Genomic DNA, 16,441 nt, shown 5'->3' with positions numbered 1-16,441 from the left:
AGCGCTGCTTCAGGCAGCGCGTTCCAGCCAGGCAGCGGCGCCCAGCCCGGCCGCGCGCCCGCTGGCGAAGCAGGCGGTGAGCAGGTAGCCGCCGGTGGGCGCTTCCCAGTCCAGCATCTCGCCGGCGCAGAACACGCCCGGCATGGCGCGCAGCATCAGCCGGGCGTCCAGCGCCTCGAACGTGATGCCGCCTGCGCTGCTGATGACTTCGTCGATAGGGCGGGCGCGCAGCAGGCGCAGCGGCAGCGCCTTGATCGCGGCGGCCAGCCGCGCGGGATCGGCGAAATCTTCCTTCGACAGGCATTCACGCAGCAGCCCGGCCTTGACGCCGGTAATGCCCAGCTTGCTCTGCAGGTGGCTGGACAGCGAGCGCGCGCCGCGCGGGCGCTGCACCGCCTCGGCCACGCGCTCCGCGCTCAGGCCCGGGGCGAGGTCGAGATGAATCACGGCCTCGCCGGTGCTGTCCAGCAGGTCGCGCATCGGCGCGCTCAGCGCATAGACCAGGCTGCCTTCGATGCCGCCCGCGGTGATGACGAACTCGCCCTGGCGATAGTGCTGGTTGCCGTCGCGGTCCTGCAGGCCGATCGCCACGGCCTTGACCGGCTGCCCCGCAAAACGTGAGCCGAAGTGCTCGCTCCAGGCCACGTCGAAGCCGCAGTTGGCGGGGCGCAAGGGCGCCACCTCGACGCCGCGCGCCGCCAGCAGCGACACCCAGGCGCCGTCCGAGCCCAGCCGCGCCCAGCTGCCGCCGCCCAGCGCCAGCACCACCGCATCCGCCTGTACGCGCAGTTCGCCCTCGGGCGCGGCGAAGCGCAGGGCGCCGGTGGTATCCTCGTCGTCCGCCCAGCCCAGCCAGCGGTGCCGCATATGGAACTGCACGCCGGCTTCGCGCAGCCGGTGCAGCCACGCGCGCAGCATCGGCGCCGCTTTCATGTCGGTGGGGAAGACCCGGCCCGAGCTGCCGACGAAGGTTTCGATGCCCAGCCCGTGCACCCATTCGCGCAGCGCCTGCGGATCGAAGCCCGCCAGCAGCGGCGCGATCTGCGTGCTGCGGCTGCCGTAGCGCGCCAGGAAGGGCTGCGCCGCCTCCGAGTGCGTCAGGTTCATGCCGCCGCGCCCGGCCATCAGGAACTTGCGGCCCACCGACGGCATGGCGTCGTACACGTCCACGCGCCAGCCGCGCGCGGCCAGCACCTCGGCCGCCATCAGGCCCGCGGGGCCGCCACCGATCACGGCGATGCTGGCGGAGAGAGAGGCGGCGGGTGCAGACATGGCTTGAATCCGGAGGAAGGGCGGTGAGCCGCGGCAATGCGAAAGGCGTGCCTTGGGCGTGCGGCGCGGCGGATCGGATTATATAGGGCGGCTCGCCATGGCCCGGCGCGGGGTGGCCGGCGCAGCCCGGCGGCGGCTGATAAGATCCGGTCCTCGATGCCGCCAGCGTGCGTTTCCCATGACCGTATCTTTTTCTTTCCCGGCGTTTCGCGCCGTAGTGCGCGCTGCCGCGCGAGGCGTGCCTGCCGGCCTGGTGCTCGGCCTGCTGTGCGGAGCGCCGGCGGCGTTTGCGCAGGAAACCGCGCAAGGGCTGCAGGACAAGGCCATGCATGGCGACTTCCTGGCCCAGCGCAACCTGTCCTACTGCCTGCAGTCAGGCTGCCTCGGGCTGGAGAAGGACCGCGTGCGTGCCTGCGCGTGGCGCAAGGTGATCGTGCTGTCCGGCGATCGCCGCGTGACCGACCTCGATACCGCCAACCTCGAGTACGTCTGCGGCAAACTGAGCGCGGCCGAGCGCGACGCGGCCATGCGCCAGGCCGATACGCTTGCCAGGCAGATCTACGGCCAGCGCCGCTGAGCGAGACGTGCGGGCCGGGCGCTAAAATGGTGGTTTCGCGCCGTTCGCCATCGTCATGACTTCAGCTCCGCCGTCCACCGAATCCGTCCTGCAAGCCACCCGGCAGTGGCTGGAGCGCGCCGTGATCGGCCTTAACCTCTGCCCGTTCGCCAAGGCCGTGCATGTCAAGCAACAGATCCGCTACGCGGTGAGCGGCGCCACCGATAGCGAGGGCGTGATGGCCGACCTCGAGGCCGAGCTGAAACTGCTGGCCGAGGCGGATCCGGCCGAGACCGACACCACGCTGCTGATCCTGCCGCACGCGCTGGCGGATTTTCTCGACTACAACGACGCGCTGTTTTTCGCCGAACGCCTGCTCAAGAGCCTGCGCCTGGCCGGCACGCTGCAGATCGCCAGCTTCCACCCGGACTACCAGTTCGACGGAACCGAGCCGGACGATATCGAGAACTACACCAACCGCGCGCCCTATCCGATCCTGCACCTGCTGCGCGAAGACAGCATCGCGCGTGCCGTGGAGGCCTTTCCCGATGCGGCGGATATCTACGAGCGCAACCAGGACACCATGCGCAAGCTCGGCCTGGAGGGGTGGCGGGCGCTGATGCGCGCCTGAAGCGGCGCGCCGGGCGGGCGCCGCCACGCATCAGGCCGGAAACTCACTGCGCCACGGCGCAGGCTGCCTCGCCGTGGCTTTCGCCGGTATAGAAGCGTCCCGACATTTCCTCCAGCCCCAGCGTCTTCAGCACTTCGTTGAGGCGCTCGGTGGGCCGGCGGCGCGGCAGATCCTTGTACTGCGCGATGATCAGTTCGTTCTTCATCGAATGCTCCCAACCCACCAGCTCGGTCACGCTGACCTGGTAGCCGTGCGCTTCGAGTTGCAGGCAGCGCAGCACATTGGTGACCTGGCTGCCGAACTCGCGCGTATGCAGCGGGTGGCGCCAGATCTCGGTGAGCGGGCTGGCGAGCGATTTTCCCTTGTTCTTGCGCAGCACGCCGGCCACCTCGGCCTGGCAGCAGGGCACCACCACGATGTACTTCGCGTGCTTTTCCAGCGCGAAGCGGATGGCATCGTCCGTGGCCGTATTGCAGGCATGCAACGCGGTCACGATGTCGATGGCGGGCGGCAGCTGCGACGAGGTGATCGAGTCCGCCACCGACAGGTTCAGGAAGGACATGCCCTTGAAGCCAAGCCGCGCGGCCAGCTCCTGAGAAGTGCGCACCAGTTCCTCGCGCGTCTCGATGCCGAAGATGTGCGAGTTGTCCAGGTGGTCCTTGAAGAACAGGTCGTACAGGATGAAGCCCAGATAGGACTTGCCTGCGCCATGGTCCACCAGCGTCACGTCGGGATGGTCTTGCTTGAGGTCCTGCAGCAGCGGCTCGATGAACTGGAACAGGTGATAGACCTGCTTGAGCTTGCGGCGGCTGTCCTGGTTCATCTTGCCGTCGCGCGTGAGGATATGCAGCGCCTTGAGCAGCTCGACGGACTGGCCGGGGCGGATTTCGTGGGGGCTGGGCGCCGGTGCGGCGGGCGTCTTCGACGCCGGGGACTTCTGGGCCATCTGGGGAACCTGGGAAAAGCGGTGAGGCAGTGGGGCGTGCGCCAAAGCGGACGACGCGGCGCCGGAATAGCGGCAGTTTACCGAAAGTCGCCGGCGGCCGGGCGGAGTGGCGCAACCGCCGCAGCGGATGCCGGTGCTCGCCACCTGCTTGCCGCCTGGTTTCGGCGGGATCCCGGCGCGCGGCCCTCAAGTTTTCCGCAAGGCCGCCGTTGGTGTTGTGTGCGCCAGAAAGAACAAAGATCAGCGGCGCGCAAAGACAACCCGGGGCCCCGTGCGCGGCGCCCGCGGGCAGATGCCAGAAGCCCAGGTACCCACGGCGATGCCGCCGCACCCTTTGGTCGCGGGCTGCGTCAGCGCGCGGCGGGGGCGGCCCGGAATGGCAAGTGGCGCAGCGGGCGGGACCGCGCGCCCGGACAGATCCACCAGAGGGAACGACGGAATGGAAAGTCGGGGAGAACACCCAGTTGACGCAGTAGAAGGGGGCTTGCGGGTCAGTCTCGATGAGGCCACGCGGCATCTGCACGCCACCTATGCCATGGCGCCGGGGCGGATGCCGCCGGACCGCGCGGCACTGGAGGCGGCGCTGGCCGCCGCAGGCTGGGGCGGGGCCAGGCTGGACACAGCCGCGGTCGGCGGCTTTCTCTCGCAGTGCCAGCGCGCCACCGAAGGCGCGCCGGTGCAGGCGCTGATCGGAGAGGTCACCGACGGCTATTTCGAGATCGACATCAGCGCCGACGGGCTGAGCGTGCGCCTGAGCCTGCTGCCGGCGCAAGGCGGCCGCGCGGTGGTGCGTGACGATGTCCGCGCCGCGCTGGCCGAGCGCGGCATCGTGGCCGAGCCTGACCGCGACATCCTGCGCACGGTCTTCGAGGCGGGCTTATGCGACAGCGTGGAGATCGCCGCAGGGCGCGCGCCGCGGCCCGGCACGCCAGCGCGCTTCGAAAGCCTGCTGGCGCCGCGCAAGCCCCTGGTGGCGGAAGACGAAAGTGGCCGCGTCGACCTGCGCGACCTCGGGACCCTGCTGCTGGTCAACCCGGGCACGCCGCTGATGCGCCGCATCCCGGCCCGCCAGGGCACGGATGGCGTCGACGTCTTCGGCAAGCCCGTGGCGGCGCCGGAGGCGGCCGATCCGCCCTATGCCGATGGATTGACGGGCGTGGCCCCCGATCCCGCCGATCCGGGCGTCCTGCTGGCGGCGATCTCCGGCTCGCCGACGCTGTTGCCGCATGGCGTTTCGGTCAGCCCGGTGGTCGACGTAGAAGCGGTGGACATGCATTCCGGCAATGTCACCTTCGACGGCACTCTGCGCGTCAACGGCGATATCAAGACCGGCATGACGGTGCGGGTGACCGGAGATGTCATCGTCAGCGGCACCATCGAGGCCGCGCATGTCGAGGCGGGCGGCGACGTCGTGGTGAAGGGCGGCATCATCGGCCGGGCCGAAGGCGCGCACCAGGGCGGCGATGGCGCGGCGGCGCTGGCGAGCGTGCGCTGCAAGGGCGCGCTGCACGCGCGCTTCATCGAAAGCGCGGTGGTCGAGGCCGGCACCGATGTCACCGTGGAAAGCGGCATCCGGCAGAGCGACGTGGCCGCCGGGCGCAGCATCCTCGCGGGCAGTCCCAAGGGCGGACAGGGCAATATCACCGGCGGCCGCATCCGGGCCAAGGCGGCGGTGCGCACCGCCACCCTCGGCGCGTCCGCAGGCACCGCCACCATCGTGCAGGTCGGCACCAATCCCTATGCGGAAGCGGAGAAGGCCGAAGCGGAGGCCCAGCGCCGCCAGCTCGAGACCGACCAGGCCAAGGTGCAGCAGCTGGTCAACTTTTTCGCCAAGAACCCCGAGAAAGCGGTCGGCGACCTGCGCGAGAAGGCGCGCGCGACCTTGTTCAAGCTGACCCGCGACTCCATCGAGCTGGACGCCAGGCTGGCCAGGCTGGCCGAGCAGCTGCGCCCCTCGCCCGGGGCGGTGATCGAGGTGAGCCGGCGCATCCACGGCGGGGTCAGCGCGCATATCGGGCAGAAGTCCATGAAGATCATGGAGGACAAGCCGGGCGGCCAGTTCCGGCTGGTCGAGGACCGCATCGCGCTGGTCTGACCTCGCAGCGGGATCGTCCGGCCAGCGGGCGATCCCCATTTCCTTCTCCCTTTTTCTCCCCCTTGTCCTGCGCGTTGTCCGGCAGCGGCGCGCAATGCCGTCAAGGTAGGCAATGCCCCCCCCGGTACTTGGCGCGCGGGTTTGATTTGCCGAAATTTCCGAATGGAAATTAGGAAGCGGCTGATTGGTTGGCGTGGCGCCAGTGATTACAGTAGCCACATACCGCTCTCTTCCCCGGGGGTGGTATTCCCGATGAGGGTCCATCCCTTGGCCCTCCTTCCGTAACGCCGCATGCTTGCGCATGCGGCGTTTTTTTCTGCAGAAGCCCTCGCGGCGCGCCTCGCGGCTTGCGGCAAGGTCGGAGGCATCCAGCCACACCGGGGGACAGGCACCCATCGCATCGGGCAGCGCATCGCAATTGATGCCGCTGGGGCCACCCGCGTGCCCTCGTGCCCTCGTGCGAATACGCGCGCGCTACCAGACCCGTATCCTGATTTGCAAGGAAATGCAGCCGTCGACCTTGCCTCGCATCGTCGGCACATAGATCAGGCTCGCGCCCACGCGGCGGTACTCGACACCGATCACCGGTGCGGCCATCGGTGACCAGCCGCCATGATTGATATCCGGATACCCGCGCACCGCGCCTGCCGCGACGCCGATCCGGAGCGGTCCCAGGTGCAGGGGCTGCCAGCTCACGGTGGCGTAGGTCGAGTGGTAGCGCATGCTGTTGCGGTATTCGCCGGCGGACAAGGTGAAATCCTCGCTGACGCGAAGATCGATGCCGAATCCCCAGTTGTACGCGTTGTAGTGCGCAGCGTGGTTGAAGTGATAGGAGAGAAAGCCCGCATTGAGCCAGACCTGCGGCGAGAATCCGGGAGCGGGAGCGGCGGCGGGCGTGTCCGCTGCCGGCAAGCCTTCCGGCGAAGGTACAGGGATATCCGGCGGCTTTGCATCGTCCGCGCGCGCCGGCGCCGCTGCCAGTGATGCGCACATGGCAAGCAGCACGACGAATCCGCGCGGAAAAAGACAACGGCTCGCCGTACCAGGGACTGGACAAGCATCCATGGCCGCTTCCTTTGTTCTTGTCGTGGCGTGGATCGGCCGCGCGCGGCGCGCGGGTGCGCGCGGGCACGGCCAACCTGCAAATCCGGCGCGGCGCCGGCTATGTCGGAGCGGTATGCATGCTGTTCCCCGGTTGCGCAGCAATGGCGAACGCGTGCCGGAACGCTGCCGGCCGGTTCGTCCTGTGTATTCGGGCGCCTGGAGTCGCTACCCGTTGTTCTGGTTGTCTTGTGATACCAGTCTGGTGCCTGGGGCGTGCAGATTCAATGAATCGAACGGCGTAAGCCCAAGGAGGGATGTGACGGACAGGAGGCTGTCAACGGCTGTCCTGCCGCCATGCTTTTGGCGGGCGCGGGATGTGTGCGGGGGGAAAGAGAAAATGCTCTGCCGGGCGTGCCGGCCCGGCGTCAGCGCTTCCAGGCGATTGGCGCTGTGGCAGAGCAGGTGGCCATCGTGCCGGACCAGTTCCTGCGGGTGGTGAGCTTGACGAGCCGGTCGTCGAGCGGTTCGATTTGCCGCTGACGGCGCTCGGAGAGGCTGTTGGCCACACTGGAAAGCGCTGCCTTGCACGCCGTCTGCGCCGTGCTGGACCGCACGGTGAACCCCGGGTAGCGATAGTTGACCATCAGCGTGAAGCCATCCGGGACGTACTCGACCGTGTACTCGGTGTCTGCGTCGTACGTCGACATCTGCCTGCCGCCGGATGGCGCGGGCGCGGGCGCAGACGTGGTGCAAGCCGCCGATACCAGGCAGGCCATTGCTGCCAATACCTTCATGTATTTCACGGCATGATCTCCAAAGAGTCGCGTTGCGGGCGGCGCAGCGCAACCGGGTTCGCTTGCGAGGCTGGGCTGGATGGTACCAAGGACCCGCGGTGACTGGCAGGCGTGGCGCCCCGGGATTCGCCGGCGCCGGGCAACAAAAAACCCGGAGAGCTCTGGGCTGTCCGGGTTGCTTGGCACTGCTGGCAATACTCTGGAATGCTTGTGGTGCCGAAGAGAGGAATCGAACCCCCGACCTTCTCATTACGAATCAGAAGGCCATATCATTCACTGACGTCGATTGGCACATTTTGTCATTGATTTTATTGGGAAAAATCTGTGCAGCCGGTAGACTGGGGGTGATGAGAGTATGCTATTTTTCACTGACTCCGTAACCCCAGCGTAACCCCAGATGCCCAGCGAAAGTCATATCAATTTCACCAAAGCGGCATTGCTCGCCATTCCGGCCCCGGCCGAGGGGCGGGCCACCTACCACGACACTAAGACGCCTGGTCTACAACTGCGAGTGACAGCGGCGGGTGTCAAGACATTCTCCGTATTTCGGCGAGTTAAGGGCGGTAGCCCAGTACGCCTGACGATTGGCCGCTTCCCTGACATCTCTATTGAGAAGGCAAGGCAACAGGCGATGTCTCACACTGCCGAGTTGGCTATCGGTACTGACCTTGCCGAGCGCCAGCGCAAAGCTCGTGCGGTGATGACCTTTGCTGATCTCTTCGCCGAGTACATGAAGCGACACAGCAAGATCAAGAAGCGAACTTGGCAGCAGGATGAAAGCCAGTACAGACAGTATCTTTCTGCGCCGCTTGGGAGGAAGCGGTTGTCGGAGATTGGCCGCAAGAACATCGCCGACGTCCATTCGGGTATCACAGCGGATGGGCACGCCGCCACTGCTAATCGGGTGCTCGCATTGATCTCTAGCGTGTTTGGTTGGGCAAATTCGGTCGATATGTGGGGCCAGAATCCGGCCGTAGGTATCAAGAAGAATGCTGCGAAATCTAGGGATCGCTTCATACAAGGCGCAGAACTCCCCAACTTCTTCCGAGCCGTCCAGGCTGAGCCCAACGACTGTATTCGGGATTTTTTCTTGATCTCACTCTTGACCGGGGCGCGGCGTGCCAACGTGCTGGAGATGGCCTGGGCTGAGCTCCACTTGGCGGAAGGCATGTGGCGAATCCCACGGACAAAAAACGGGGAGGCGCAAACAGTTATGCTCGTCAAGGAAGCCGTGGAAATTCTGGAGCGCCGCAAGAAGGGAAGCGCAAGCCTCTATGTCTTCCCGGGGTCTGGAGATACGGGCCACCTTGTTGAGCCAAAGAAAGGGTGGCATCGGATCAAGGTTCGCATGGCAGGGCAGACACTCTTGCAACAACTAGGCGAACACCTAGTGTGGGAGGAGGATACTCTTGCTGAGGAGATTCAGCGATTCCTTAGCTCGACAGAGGTGGAAAAAGGCTTGGCGTTGCTGCGTGATCGGACGATGGACGCTGGGGTTGTCGCCCCCTCGCAACTGCTGCCAGACCTGCGCATCCACGATCTGCGTCGCACCTTGGCTAGCTGGCAGGTAAAAACGGGCGCAACACTCGTGGTGGTCGGAAAGAGCTTGAATCACCGATCGACGGCGACTACGGCAATCTACGCACGCTTGGATCATGATCCCGTTCGAGCAGCCGTAATGAAGGCGACGGAGGAGATGCTGAATGTCGGTCAGGCGTCCGCAAACCTCGCAGGGATACTGCAACGCCCCATGCAAGGCGAAAGTCAGGGTGAAGTCCTCATCGAACCCAATTCTTGAGTCGCATTTTTCGGCCTACTAGTGTGGGCCGGGAGCCTTGCGCTTGGGAGCCTGACTTGCCTCGATGATTTGATTGATCCGCTGTCTTGCGTCCTGGTCCCAGAGGTAGGCACGCATCAGTCTGTAGATATCCATGTCACCCATGGACCCGCCGTACAAATTACAGGCCAGTACCAGCGCCCGTACTCCCGTGTCGATTTGGGGGCGGCTCAGCTTGTGGCAATTAGCTGAGCCAACTTCGTCACTTGGCGGCTCCTCATAGAAGGAAGGCCAGGTCTTTCTCAGGGCTGCCTCAATTTCCTGCTTGGCCTGAGCGATGTTCCGCTTGGCCTGGGCACGTTCCTCGTAGGGCTTTGGGATTACCGTCATCTCGTCCCCCTCAGGTCATTGACGTCGACGTTGGCGAGCCTCGCCAAGAGCTTGGCCTTGTCGATGTTGGGGATGTACTGCCGATTGATCCAGCTGTGGATGCTGCCATTCGAGCAGCCTAGAGCGTGGGCTGCCTTTGTCGGTCCGCCAATACGCTCCACTGCCAGGCGGACTGTGTTCTGTGCGTAGAACATGCGCGTTTTCCTTTTATTTTTATTCAGCGCAAGACAATTTCTAGATAATTGCTTGACTAAAACTATTTTAGTTCACGCGCATGGATGGAGTGGAAAGCTGGCTGTCGATCAAGCTTCCACGGTGCCAGCCGGCTTCTCAACAGTGGGAAGTAAATGCTCGCTCGATGGCCTCGGGGCTCAGCTCTGGGTGATCGTAGACCATATTCACCAACTGACCCCATGCCCGCCGGTTCATGATCTCATTGGGCTGGTAGCGGCGCAGCATCTCTTCCCTGGGCATGCCTTGATCTCGCTTGGATGCCGCCGCATTAGCGAACATTCCTGCTGCTTTGCAGGGAGGAAACGTAGCCTCGCTCCCGCTTGCGGATGCTGCTGCCACTTTCCCATCAGCTAGCTTGGACTGCCCCGTCCTGGCGATGCCAACAAGGACGCCGACGGCCACCAGAAGACCGATGGCTGCCCGAACAAACCACGTGGCCCGAGCATGGAAAAAGTTTTGCTCCAAGCTCCCGGAGTCGGTGCTTTGACCATTGCCCACAGCCGCACGCCTCCAAGCTAGAATCATTGCGTAACAGCCAATGGAAAGCAGCGCCGCAATCAACGTGCCTCCTTGGACTCCACGAACTGCAACATCGGCGCTTGCACCGAAGCCTTCTTCCAAAACGACCTTTGCCAGAAGAGCCCCGAAAAGTCCCCAGACAACAACGAGCTTCAGGCACGTGATTGCGGTTCTGGATTTCGTTTGATCTTGCACACCCATCCCCTGTTGTTCAATCACCGCTGGTTACTGGCCTTGTAGCCCGCACAACCAGACGCCCGCCAAGCCTTGTAGACGTAGTTGCCATCCTGCTGCTGTCGGGATTCGTACCGCCTGTGAGCCACGAGATTGAAGCCCTGTTCAGCAGCAAGCAGCCGCAAGTTCAGTTCGGCCTCTTCCTGCGAGCGGAAGAAGTCCGACTGAATGTCAGTTTGTGGACGGCTTGCGTCGAAGGTGACTGCGCCCTTGTACGTTGCTGCATACAGCTCCAACGACTTGGCGCCCTCTAGGAGACGGCTGGCTTCAACGGAGCATGACGGGCAAAGACACGCCGTCCGAACCCAGTCGGAGTCCACGAACGCTTCCGCCAGCAGGTTGGAGCACCTGCAAGCCTTGCAGACCGACACCCTACACTTAGCACATGTGGAAGCACCTCCGTCGGCATCGCCGGCCAGAACCGGTAGTTCGCAGCTGGAGCATGAACCGACCGTCTGTGCCGCCCGCCACTTCGAGTGCCCGTAGATCGCAACTCCGGCGACTGCGCCGACGGCCAACCCGGCAAGTGCCCCCGCAGGCCCCCCTGCGGCCCCAATGAGAGCACCATCCAGGATCAGCGTGCCTATCACGCCCCCTGCAGCGGCTCCACCGAGAGCAGCCTTGGCAGTCCCTCCTGCGGTAAGGCCAGTATCTACTGTATTTGCCACGAGAACCTCTACGCACAATGGGTCAAGGTGGCAAATATAAACCTAACGGTTGATGTCAACAACCATATGGTTTCCATGTGACTCCTAAGTTCTCCGACACTCGGGGTCATGCCCAGCCCGGAAGAAAAGCAAGCCTTTGCCACCCGTTTGAAGCAGGCCCTGACGCGCAGCCCCAAGAAAATTGACGCGCCGAGTGAACTCGCCCTGCAATTCAACCTCCGACACCCGAGTGAGCCTGTCTCGGCTCAGGCAGCCCACAAATGGCTCACTGGCAAGGCTATGCCTACGCCCGACAAGATCGACACCCTTGCTCAGTGGCTAGGCGTGCCGGTGCAGTGGCTTCGGTTTGGCATTCCCGAAGCAGCTCGATCAAAAGCGAGCTCGGCCAGACAGACCAAGGTTGAACCCTTGGCTCCCACTGCGGACGAACTCCGGTTGCTCAGCCGCATTCGAGATATGCCTGAGGCTCGTCGAAAGCTTATCCTGGATTTGGCAGAGCAATTGTCTCTCGACACGGACATGCGGTCTCAGTAACAGTCCGGTTGCTTTCAACTACTCGAACGTCCCTTGGTATAAGAAGAGCATAGGAAGCCACCCGGCCTCCCTTGCCAACCAAGGAGCATCATGAGGTCATTCCGTAACTTCGTTCTTGCGATCATCATTGAGGCGGTCACCGCAGTTATCTGCTACGTCAAGAATTGCCTCATGCAGGGTACGGGCTTTGAGCCCAACGACGCCTTCGCTTGATCCGTTCTAGTTTTCCGTAGGCAGTTCTGCCTGCCCCAGCCACCTTGGCTGGTTCGATCTCCCCCCTTTCATCCTCCTCGTGTCCTTCCAGGCTTGGCCTGGGGCCTGCGCTCGTCTATTTTCAGGAGTCCCCATGCATCTCGTTCAATCAATGGCCTATGTCGGCCAGAAGCCGTGGCACGGCCTCGGTAATCAACTTGCCCCGAAACAATCCATCGAGGTCTGGGCGAAGCAAGCAAACATGGACTGGCACATCGAAGAAGCCGATGTCCGTTTCGTTGCCGGAGACGGCGGTCTTGGGTCCATTCATGCGTTCCCAGAGCAAAAGGTGCTGTATCGAAGCGACACCAAGGCCCCGCTGTCAGTCGTGTCGAGTCGTTATCAGGTTGTCCAGCCCCGTGAAATCCTTGAGTTCTATCGTGACCTCACTGAGGTTGGCGGCTTCGAACTGGAAACGGCTGGCGTCCTCAAAGACGGCAAGAAGCTCTGGGCATTGGCACGCACAGGCCAAAGCGTCGCCCTCCAAGGCCAAGACGAAGTGAACGGCTATCTGCTGTTAGCAACGGCCTGCGACGGCACGCTCGCCACCACCGCGCAGTTCACTTCCGTGCGCGTCGTGTGCAACAACACGCTCGCTGTGGCGCTGGGCGACAACACGGGCGCCGTCAAAGTCCCACACCGCAGTCAATTCGATGCGCAGGCCGTGAAGCGACAACTCGGTATTGCGATCTCATCTTGGGGGGCATTTATGGCCCGCATGCAAGCGTTGTCCGAGCGCAAGGTCAAGCCTGAAACGGTCGAATCGTATTTCCGGCGAGTCCTGACATACCCGGCAAGCACAGCATCGGGCAGCTCGGCAACAGCAACGAACGACAGAGCCATCAAAGCGGTCAATGAGCTCTTCGCCGGACGCGGCAAAGGGGCGGATCTTCCGTCGGCCTCTGGAACGGCGTGGGGGCTGGTTAATTCGATAACGGAATATGTCGATCATGAGCGCCGTGCCCGAAGCGAAGATCACCGTCGAGACGCTGCCTGGTTCGGTGCCGGTGCCACCTTGAAGCAGCGTGCCTGGGAGGAGGCCCTGAAACTGGTTGCCTGAAGTTCACAGTAGTTCCACGTGTCGCCCGGTTGAGGTTCTGCCTCGCCGGGCATTTTTCACTCTGGGAGGTCCTATGCAACCCGCATTAAATCAAGCAGGAAAGCCGGGGCGGCCAGCACTGCGCCTGGTCTCCACCAATGACATGAGCCGAGGCGATTGGCTGGAAGTTCGCAAGCAAGGCATCGGCGGTTCGGATGCGGCAGCAGCAGTCGGGCTTAACCCGTACAAATCGCAGTTGGAGCTGTGGCTGGAAAAAACGGGCCGAGATGTTGAACTACGCAAGCCTGACCCAGACGACGAAACTCAGCCAATCTATTGGGGCACTCTGCTGGAGCCCATCGTCGCCGCCCATTACACCAAACGCACCGGCAATCGTGTTCGTCGGGTCAATGCCGTGCTTCGGCATCGAGAGATTCCGTGGATGCTGGCCAACATCGACCGGGAGGTAGTCGGAGCCCCTGACGTGGGTCTGCTGGAGTGCAAGACGGCGGGCATGAACGGGGCGAGGCTGTGGCGGGATGGAGTGCCGGGGTACGTCCAGTTGCAGGTCCAGCATCAGTTGGCTGTGACGGGCAAGGCAGCCGGAGATGTGGCGGTGCTGATCTGCGGCCAGGATCTGCAAATCCATCGCATCGAGCGGGACGATGCCCTGATCGCCCGACTGATCGAACTGGAGCAACGTTTCTGGCAGTACGTGGAAACGGACACGCCGCCGCCAGCAGATGGCTCGGACTCGGCAGCCTCTGCTCTTCAATGCCTGTATCCACGCGACACCGGGGCGACTGCGGATTTCTCGGAAGACTGCAACCTGTCGGCAGCCTTCGCTGACCTGGTAACGGTTCGGGCCGAGATTGCAGAACGAGCCAAGCTCGAAGCGCAGCTCAAGCAGCGCCTGCAGCAGTCCATGGGCGAAGCCACCAAGGCGATCTTCGAAACCGGGTCCGTCTCCTGGAAACGTAGCAAGGACGGCACGGGCCTAGACACCGACAAGCTGCTGCAAGACCAGCCTGACCTGTTGCAACGCTATCCCCTCACCAAGCCCGGCAGCCGTCGGTTCCTGATCCTGTAACCCAATGCCCTTGTTCGCTTGGGCTGTGCCGTGCCTGCCCCTGCGGAACCCTGGGGGCGGGCCTGCGCGTTTCTTGGAGATACACCGATGCTTAAAAATTTGGCAATTACCCCGCCCGTGCTGGGTCGCATCTCGATCGGTCACGTGGTAGAGAAGGAAGGCAAGCGATTGCCTGCGAAGGACGATCAGTTCACCGTCACCACTCAAGTTCAGGGTAAGGACGGATGGATCCTGCACCCGTTCGATGAGGCTCTCCGCAAGGCCAGCAATGGCAAGCTGCGCTCGATTCCGGTCACGGTCCTGTTCAGTGATCCCGAACTCAACCTCCGAGCCGAGTACAGCCTGTTCGACCGGCAAAGCGGGAGGCCTGTCTGTGTCGGCAATGGCGAGACCTGTCGCCGCTACACCTCTGCCGGGTTGCAGTCCTTGCCGTGCCCGTCGCCCGACGGCTGTGACCTGGCCAAGGGGGGATGCAAGCCCTACGGTAGGCTCAATGTCCGCATTGGCGATGACGATCCGCTTGGCAGTTTCATCTTCCGGACCACGGGCTACAACAGTATCCGCACCATTGCTGCCAGGCTGCGTTACTTCCATGCCGTGTCTGGCGGGCTGCTGGCTTCCCTGCCGCTGGAGCTGCGCATCCGAGCCAAGTCCACCACTCAAAGCTACCGTACTCCTATCTACTATGTGGACCTGACGGTGCGGGAGGGCATGACGTTGGAGGACGCCATCACGGAAGCCAAGCAAACCGACGTTCACCAGAAGGCATCGGGATTTGACCAGGCAGCGCTGGACTCTGTCGCCAGAGCGGGATTTGGCGACGGTGCGTTCGAGGATTCCGAAGAAGAAATACCGGCCATCGTGGAGGAGTTCTATGCGGAGGGCGAGGCAGTTGGCCAAGTTACAGCGGGGGCAGCAACCACGCTGAAGGACAAGCTCGACCGTAAGGCAGCAGTGCTGACGGGAGGCCAAGCATGATCTTCCTGCAAGCGATTCTGCTCCTGGTCATCGCTCCGGCCTGCCTGCTTGTCGTTTGCTTGGTATGGCTGTGGCTCGGCCATCGGTTGCTGGCATGCCTGCTGGGAGGCTGTTGCTAGGCTGCCACGGCTAGCAGTGTGACCGGGCTCGCTTTGCGCTACGTCAAGCTCCGCCGAGCGTTTATCCAGAAACTGATGTCAGACGATCCATCTTGGTTGTCAAGCGTGCCATACCACCCGGCTATGGTGCGCTTTTTTTGCCTGCGCCGATCTGCGGGATGGGTAGAGTCAGGCTGTCACCCGGAACGGCGTGGCGCTGGGGACGGGGCCCACGGCCGAGCTCGACCCTTTTCAGCCTTTGAGGCCCGTTGAATGAACTGCGAATACAATCGAATGCCGATATTCAGGGGTGGGCAGAATGTGAGGGTACGCCTCTTATTTTCCGTGTGTCACCTGAAGCCTGGCGAATCGGCACACGACAAAGATGCACTAGAAAACGAACGGCCGCAGATATAATCAGCTAGGGTTGTCTGGCATCTTATGGGTGATCATAATATGCACGTCTCTCCCGATTTTAGCGGTTAGCAGACGCCTTAGGGTTTCCTCGAAGTCGTTGTGCGCACTATATTCGCTTTCCTGTTGAAAAAGTGCTAATGCGTATGCACGATAAATAGGGTCAGAGAACGAATATCGCCCGGAATTGGAGTCAAAGCGAATAATTGCCCCATACTCTTCCGTGCAAAGCTTTGGCAAAAGATACTTCAAATTGTTTTCAGGATACCGTGGCTCGGCTTGCTGAATTCTTCGATGAATATCGGCACGGGCTGCGCCTGCTTCGCTGAGAGTGCTGAGTGCTTTAATAATGAGTCGCGCATTGTCGTACTGAGCGGTGCGTCGCTTTTTGAGCGCCTTGTCGAATGCGCTTTTTATGCTATCTGACGCCTCATCTACGTACGTTTGTACAGCTTCGTCGCAATGTTGTTTGGTCAATTGAAGAGGCGCGCCGTGCACAGTTTCGGTGATGCCGGCAGCATTGCACATATTCAGACATAGATGATGACAAACCGACGCTAAGCCATTCGTGTGGCGCGATATGACCTTCTTGATGTCGTTGCTAAAGCGGATGTTCAATGCAGCTTCACCCTTGGCAATGATGGCTTCTATCTCCGCTTCCGTCATCAGCGATACCTGAATTTCAGCTACTCGGTTCCGCATTTCCGGATCGTAGTCGACGACCTGACGTGCTGTATCAACCGCTCCCAACGCTATGATTTTCAGATCCGGGTAGTCGTCCGCCAAGTCCATGAAGACTTTCATCAATTGGGATAGCTGATCTTTTTCGCTTTCGTCAACCTTATGGAAATCCTCCAATACCCAGCATGCCTGTTG

Annotated in this window: 17 protein-coding genes; 8 read left to right on the top strand and 9 right to left on the bottom strand. The window is 62.5% G+C overall.

What is annotated here, in order from left to right:
* Positions 1-9: 9 nt before the first annotated feature.
* Positions 10-1,272 carry a TIGR03862 family flavoprotein gene (locus AC1DKV_RS19320; RefSeq protein ID WP_441612410.1) on the bottom strand — a complete coding sequence of 421 codons (1,263 nt, stop codon included), beginning with the start codon at positions 1,270-1,272 and terminating at the stop codon, positions 10-12.
* Positions 1,273-1,450: 178 nt separating this feature from the next.
* Between AC1DKV_RS19320 and AC1DKV_RS19315 the strand changes: the two genes are divergently transcribed.
* Positions 1,451-1,849, top strand: coding sequence for a hypothetical protein (locus tag AC1DKV_RS19315; protein WP_441612409.1), 399 nt, complete (start codon positions 1,451-1,453; stop codon positions 1,847-1,849).
* A 55-nt stretch (positions 1,850-1,904) separates the two neighbouring features.
* The gene (locus tag AC1DKV_RS19310) at positions 1,905-2,459 is read left to right on the top strand and encodes a DUF1415 domain-containing protein (protein WP_441612408.1); all 555 of its coding nucleotides are present in this window, start codon (positions 1,905-1,907) and stop codon (positions 2,457-2,459) included.
* Between the two features lie 43 nt (positions 2,460-2,502).
* Here the strand turns inward: AC1DKV_RS19310 and AC1DKV_RS19305 are convergent, their stop codons facing one another.
* On the bottom strand, positions 2,503-3,405 hold the full coding sequence (locus tag AC1DKV_RS19305; RefSeq protein ID WP_441612407.1) for a class I SAM-dependent methyltransferase: 903 nt from the start codon (positions 3,403-3,405) through the stop codon (positions 2,503-2,505).
* A gap of 439 nt (positions 3,406-3,844) precedes the next feature.
* On the opposite strand from AC1DKV_RS19305, the gene AC1DKV_RS19300 reads away from it, so the two are divergent.
* Positions 3,845-5,500, top strand: coding sequence for a DUF342 domain-containing protein (locus AC1DKV_RS19300; RefSeq protein WP_441612406.1), 1,656 nt, complete (start codon positions 3,845-3,847; stop codon positions 5,498-5,500).
* A 474-nt stretch (positions 5,501-5,974) separates the two neighbouring features.
* Here the strand turns inward: AC1DKV_RS19300 and AC1DKV_RS19295 are convergent, their stop codons facing one another.
* Together AC1DKV_RS19295 and AC1DKV_RS19290 are read right to left on the bottom strand one after the other, a co-directional pair.
* Positions 5,975-6,505, bottom strand: coding sequence for a hypothetical protein (locus tag AC1DKV_RS19295; protein ID WP_441612405.1), 531 nt, complete (start codon positions 6,503-6,505; stop codon positions 5,975-5,977).
* Between the two features lie 464 nt (positions 6,506-6,969).
* Positions 6,970-7,338: a hypothetical protein gene (locus AC1DKV_RS19290; protein ID WP_441612725.1), complete on the bottom strand. Its 369-nt coding sequence runs from the start codon at positions 7,336-7,338 to the stop codon at positions 6,970-6,972.
* Positions 7,339-7,735: 397 nt separating this feature from the next.
* Between AC1DKV_RS19290 and AC1DKV_RS19285 the strand changes: the two genes are divergently transcribed.
* Positions 7,736-9,136 carry a tyrosine-type recombinase/integrase gene (locus tag AC1DKV_RS19285; RefSeq protein WP_477137832.1) on the top strand — a complete coding sequence of 467 codons (1,401 nt, stop codon included), beginning with the start codon at positions 7,736-7,738 and terminating at the stop codon, positions 9,134-9,136.
* 18 nt (positions 9,137-9,154) lie between these two features.
* Here AC1DKV_RS19285 and AC1DKV_RS19280 read toward each other — a convergent pair whose 3' ends face one another.
* The 4 genes from AC1DKV_RS19280 to AC1DKV_RS19265 form a co-directional block, all read right to left on the bottom strand.
* On the bottom strand, positions 9,155-9,505 hold the full coding sequence (locus tag AC1DKV_RS19280; protein ID WP_477137831.1) for a hypothetical protein: 351 nt from the start codon (positions 9,503-9,505) through the stop codon (positions 9,155-9,157).
* Complete coding sequence (locus AC1DKV_RS19275) at positions 9,502-9,699, bottom strand: helix-turn-helix domain-containing protein (protein ID WP_477137830.1); 198 nt, start codon at positions 9,697-9,699, stop codon at positions 9,502-9,504. The genes AC1DKV_RS19280 and AC1DKV_RS19275 overlap by 4 nt, the downstream gene beginning before the upstream one ends.
* A gap of 136 nt (positions 9,700-9,835) precedes the next feature.
* The gene (locus AC1DKV_RS19270; RefSeq protein WP_477137829.1) at positions 9,836-10,477 is read right to left on the bottom strand and encodes a hypothetical protein; all 642 of its coding nucleotides are present in this window, start codon (positions 10,475-10,477) and stop codon (positions 9,836-9,838) included.
* On the bottom strand, positions 10,474-10,728 hold the full coding sequence (locus AC1DKV_RS19265; protein WP_477137828.1) for a hypothetical protein: 255 nt from the start codon (positions 10,726-10,728) through the stop codon (positions 10,474-10,476). Before AC1DKV_RS19265 ends, AC1DKV_RS19270 begins: the two co-directional genes overlap by 4 nt.
* Positions 10,729-11,268: 540 nt before the next feature.
* Here AC1DKV_RS19265 and AC1DKV_RS19260 point away from each other — a divergent pair.
* The 4 genes from AC1DKV_RS19260 (at position 11,269) to AC1DKV_RS19245 (ending at position 15,053) form a co-directional block, all read left to right on the top strand.
* Positions 11,269-11,694, top strand: a complete 426-nt coding sequence (locus tag AC1DKV_RS19260) for a transcriptional regulator (protein WP_477137827.1) — start codon at positions 11,269-11,271, stop codon at positions 11,692-11,694.
* A 346-nt stretch (positions 11,695-12,040) separates the two neighbouring features.
* Complete coding sequence (locus AC1DKV_RS19255; protein WP_477137826.1) at positions 12,041-13,006, top strand: DUF932 domain-containing protein; 966 nt, start codon at positions 12,041-12,043, stop codon at positions 13,004-13,006.
* A 73-nt stretch (positions 13,007-13,079) separates the two neighbouring features.
* Positions 13,080-14,075, top strand: coding sequence for a YqaJ viral recombinase family nuclease (locus tag AC1DKV_RS19250; RefSeq protein WP_477137825.1), 996 nt, complete (start codon positions 13,080-13,082; stop codon positions 14,073-14,075).
* Positions 14,076-14,162: 87 nt separating this feature from the next.
* A complete protein-coding gene (locus tag AC1DKV_RS19245) occupies positions 14,163-15,053 on the top strand; it encodes a recombination directionality factor (RefSeq protein ID WP_477137824.1) in 891 nt (296 codons plus the stop codon).
* Positions 15,054-15,568: 515 nt separating this feature from the next.
* Here AC1DKV_RS19245 and AC1DKV_RS19240 read toward each other — a convergent pair.
* The coding region (locus tag AC1DKV_RS19240; protein WP_477137823.1) for a hypothetical protein at positions 15,569-16,441 on the bottom strand (873 nt) is incomplete at its 5' end.

It is taken from the genome of Cupriavidus sp. 05T41, from assembly GCF_056396525.1.
Note: the sequence above shows the minus strand (reverse complement) of the source record. Positions and strands in the feature narration are given on the sequence as shown.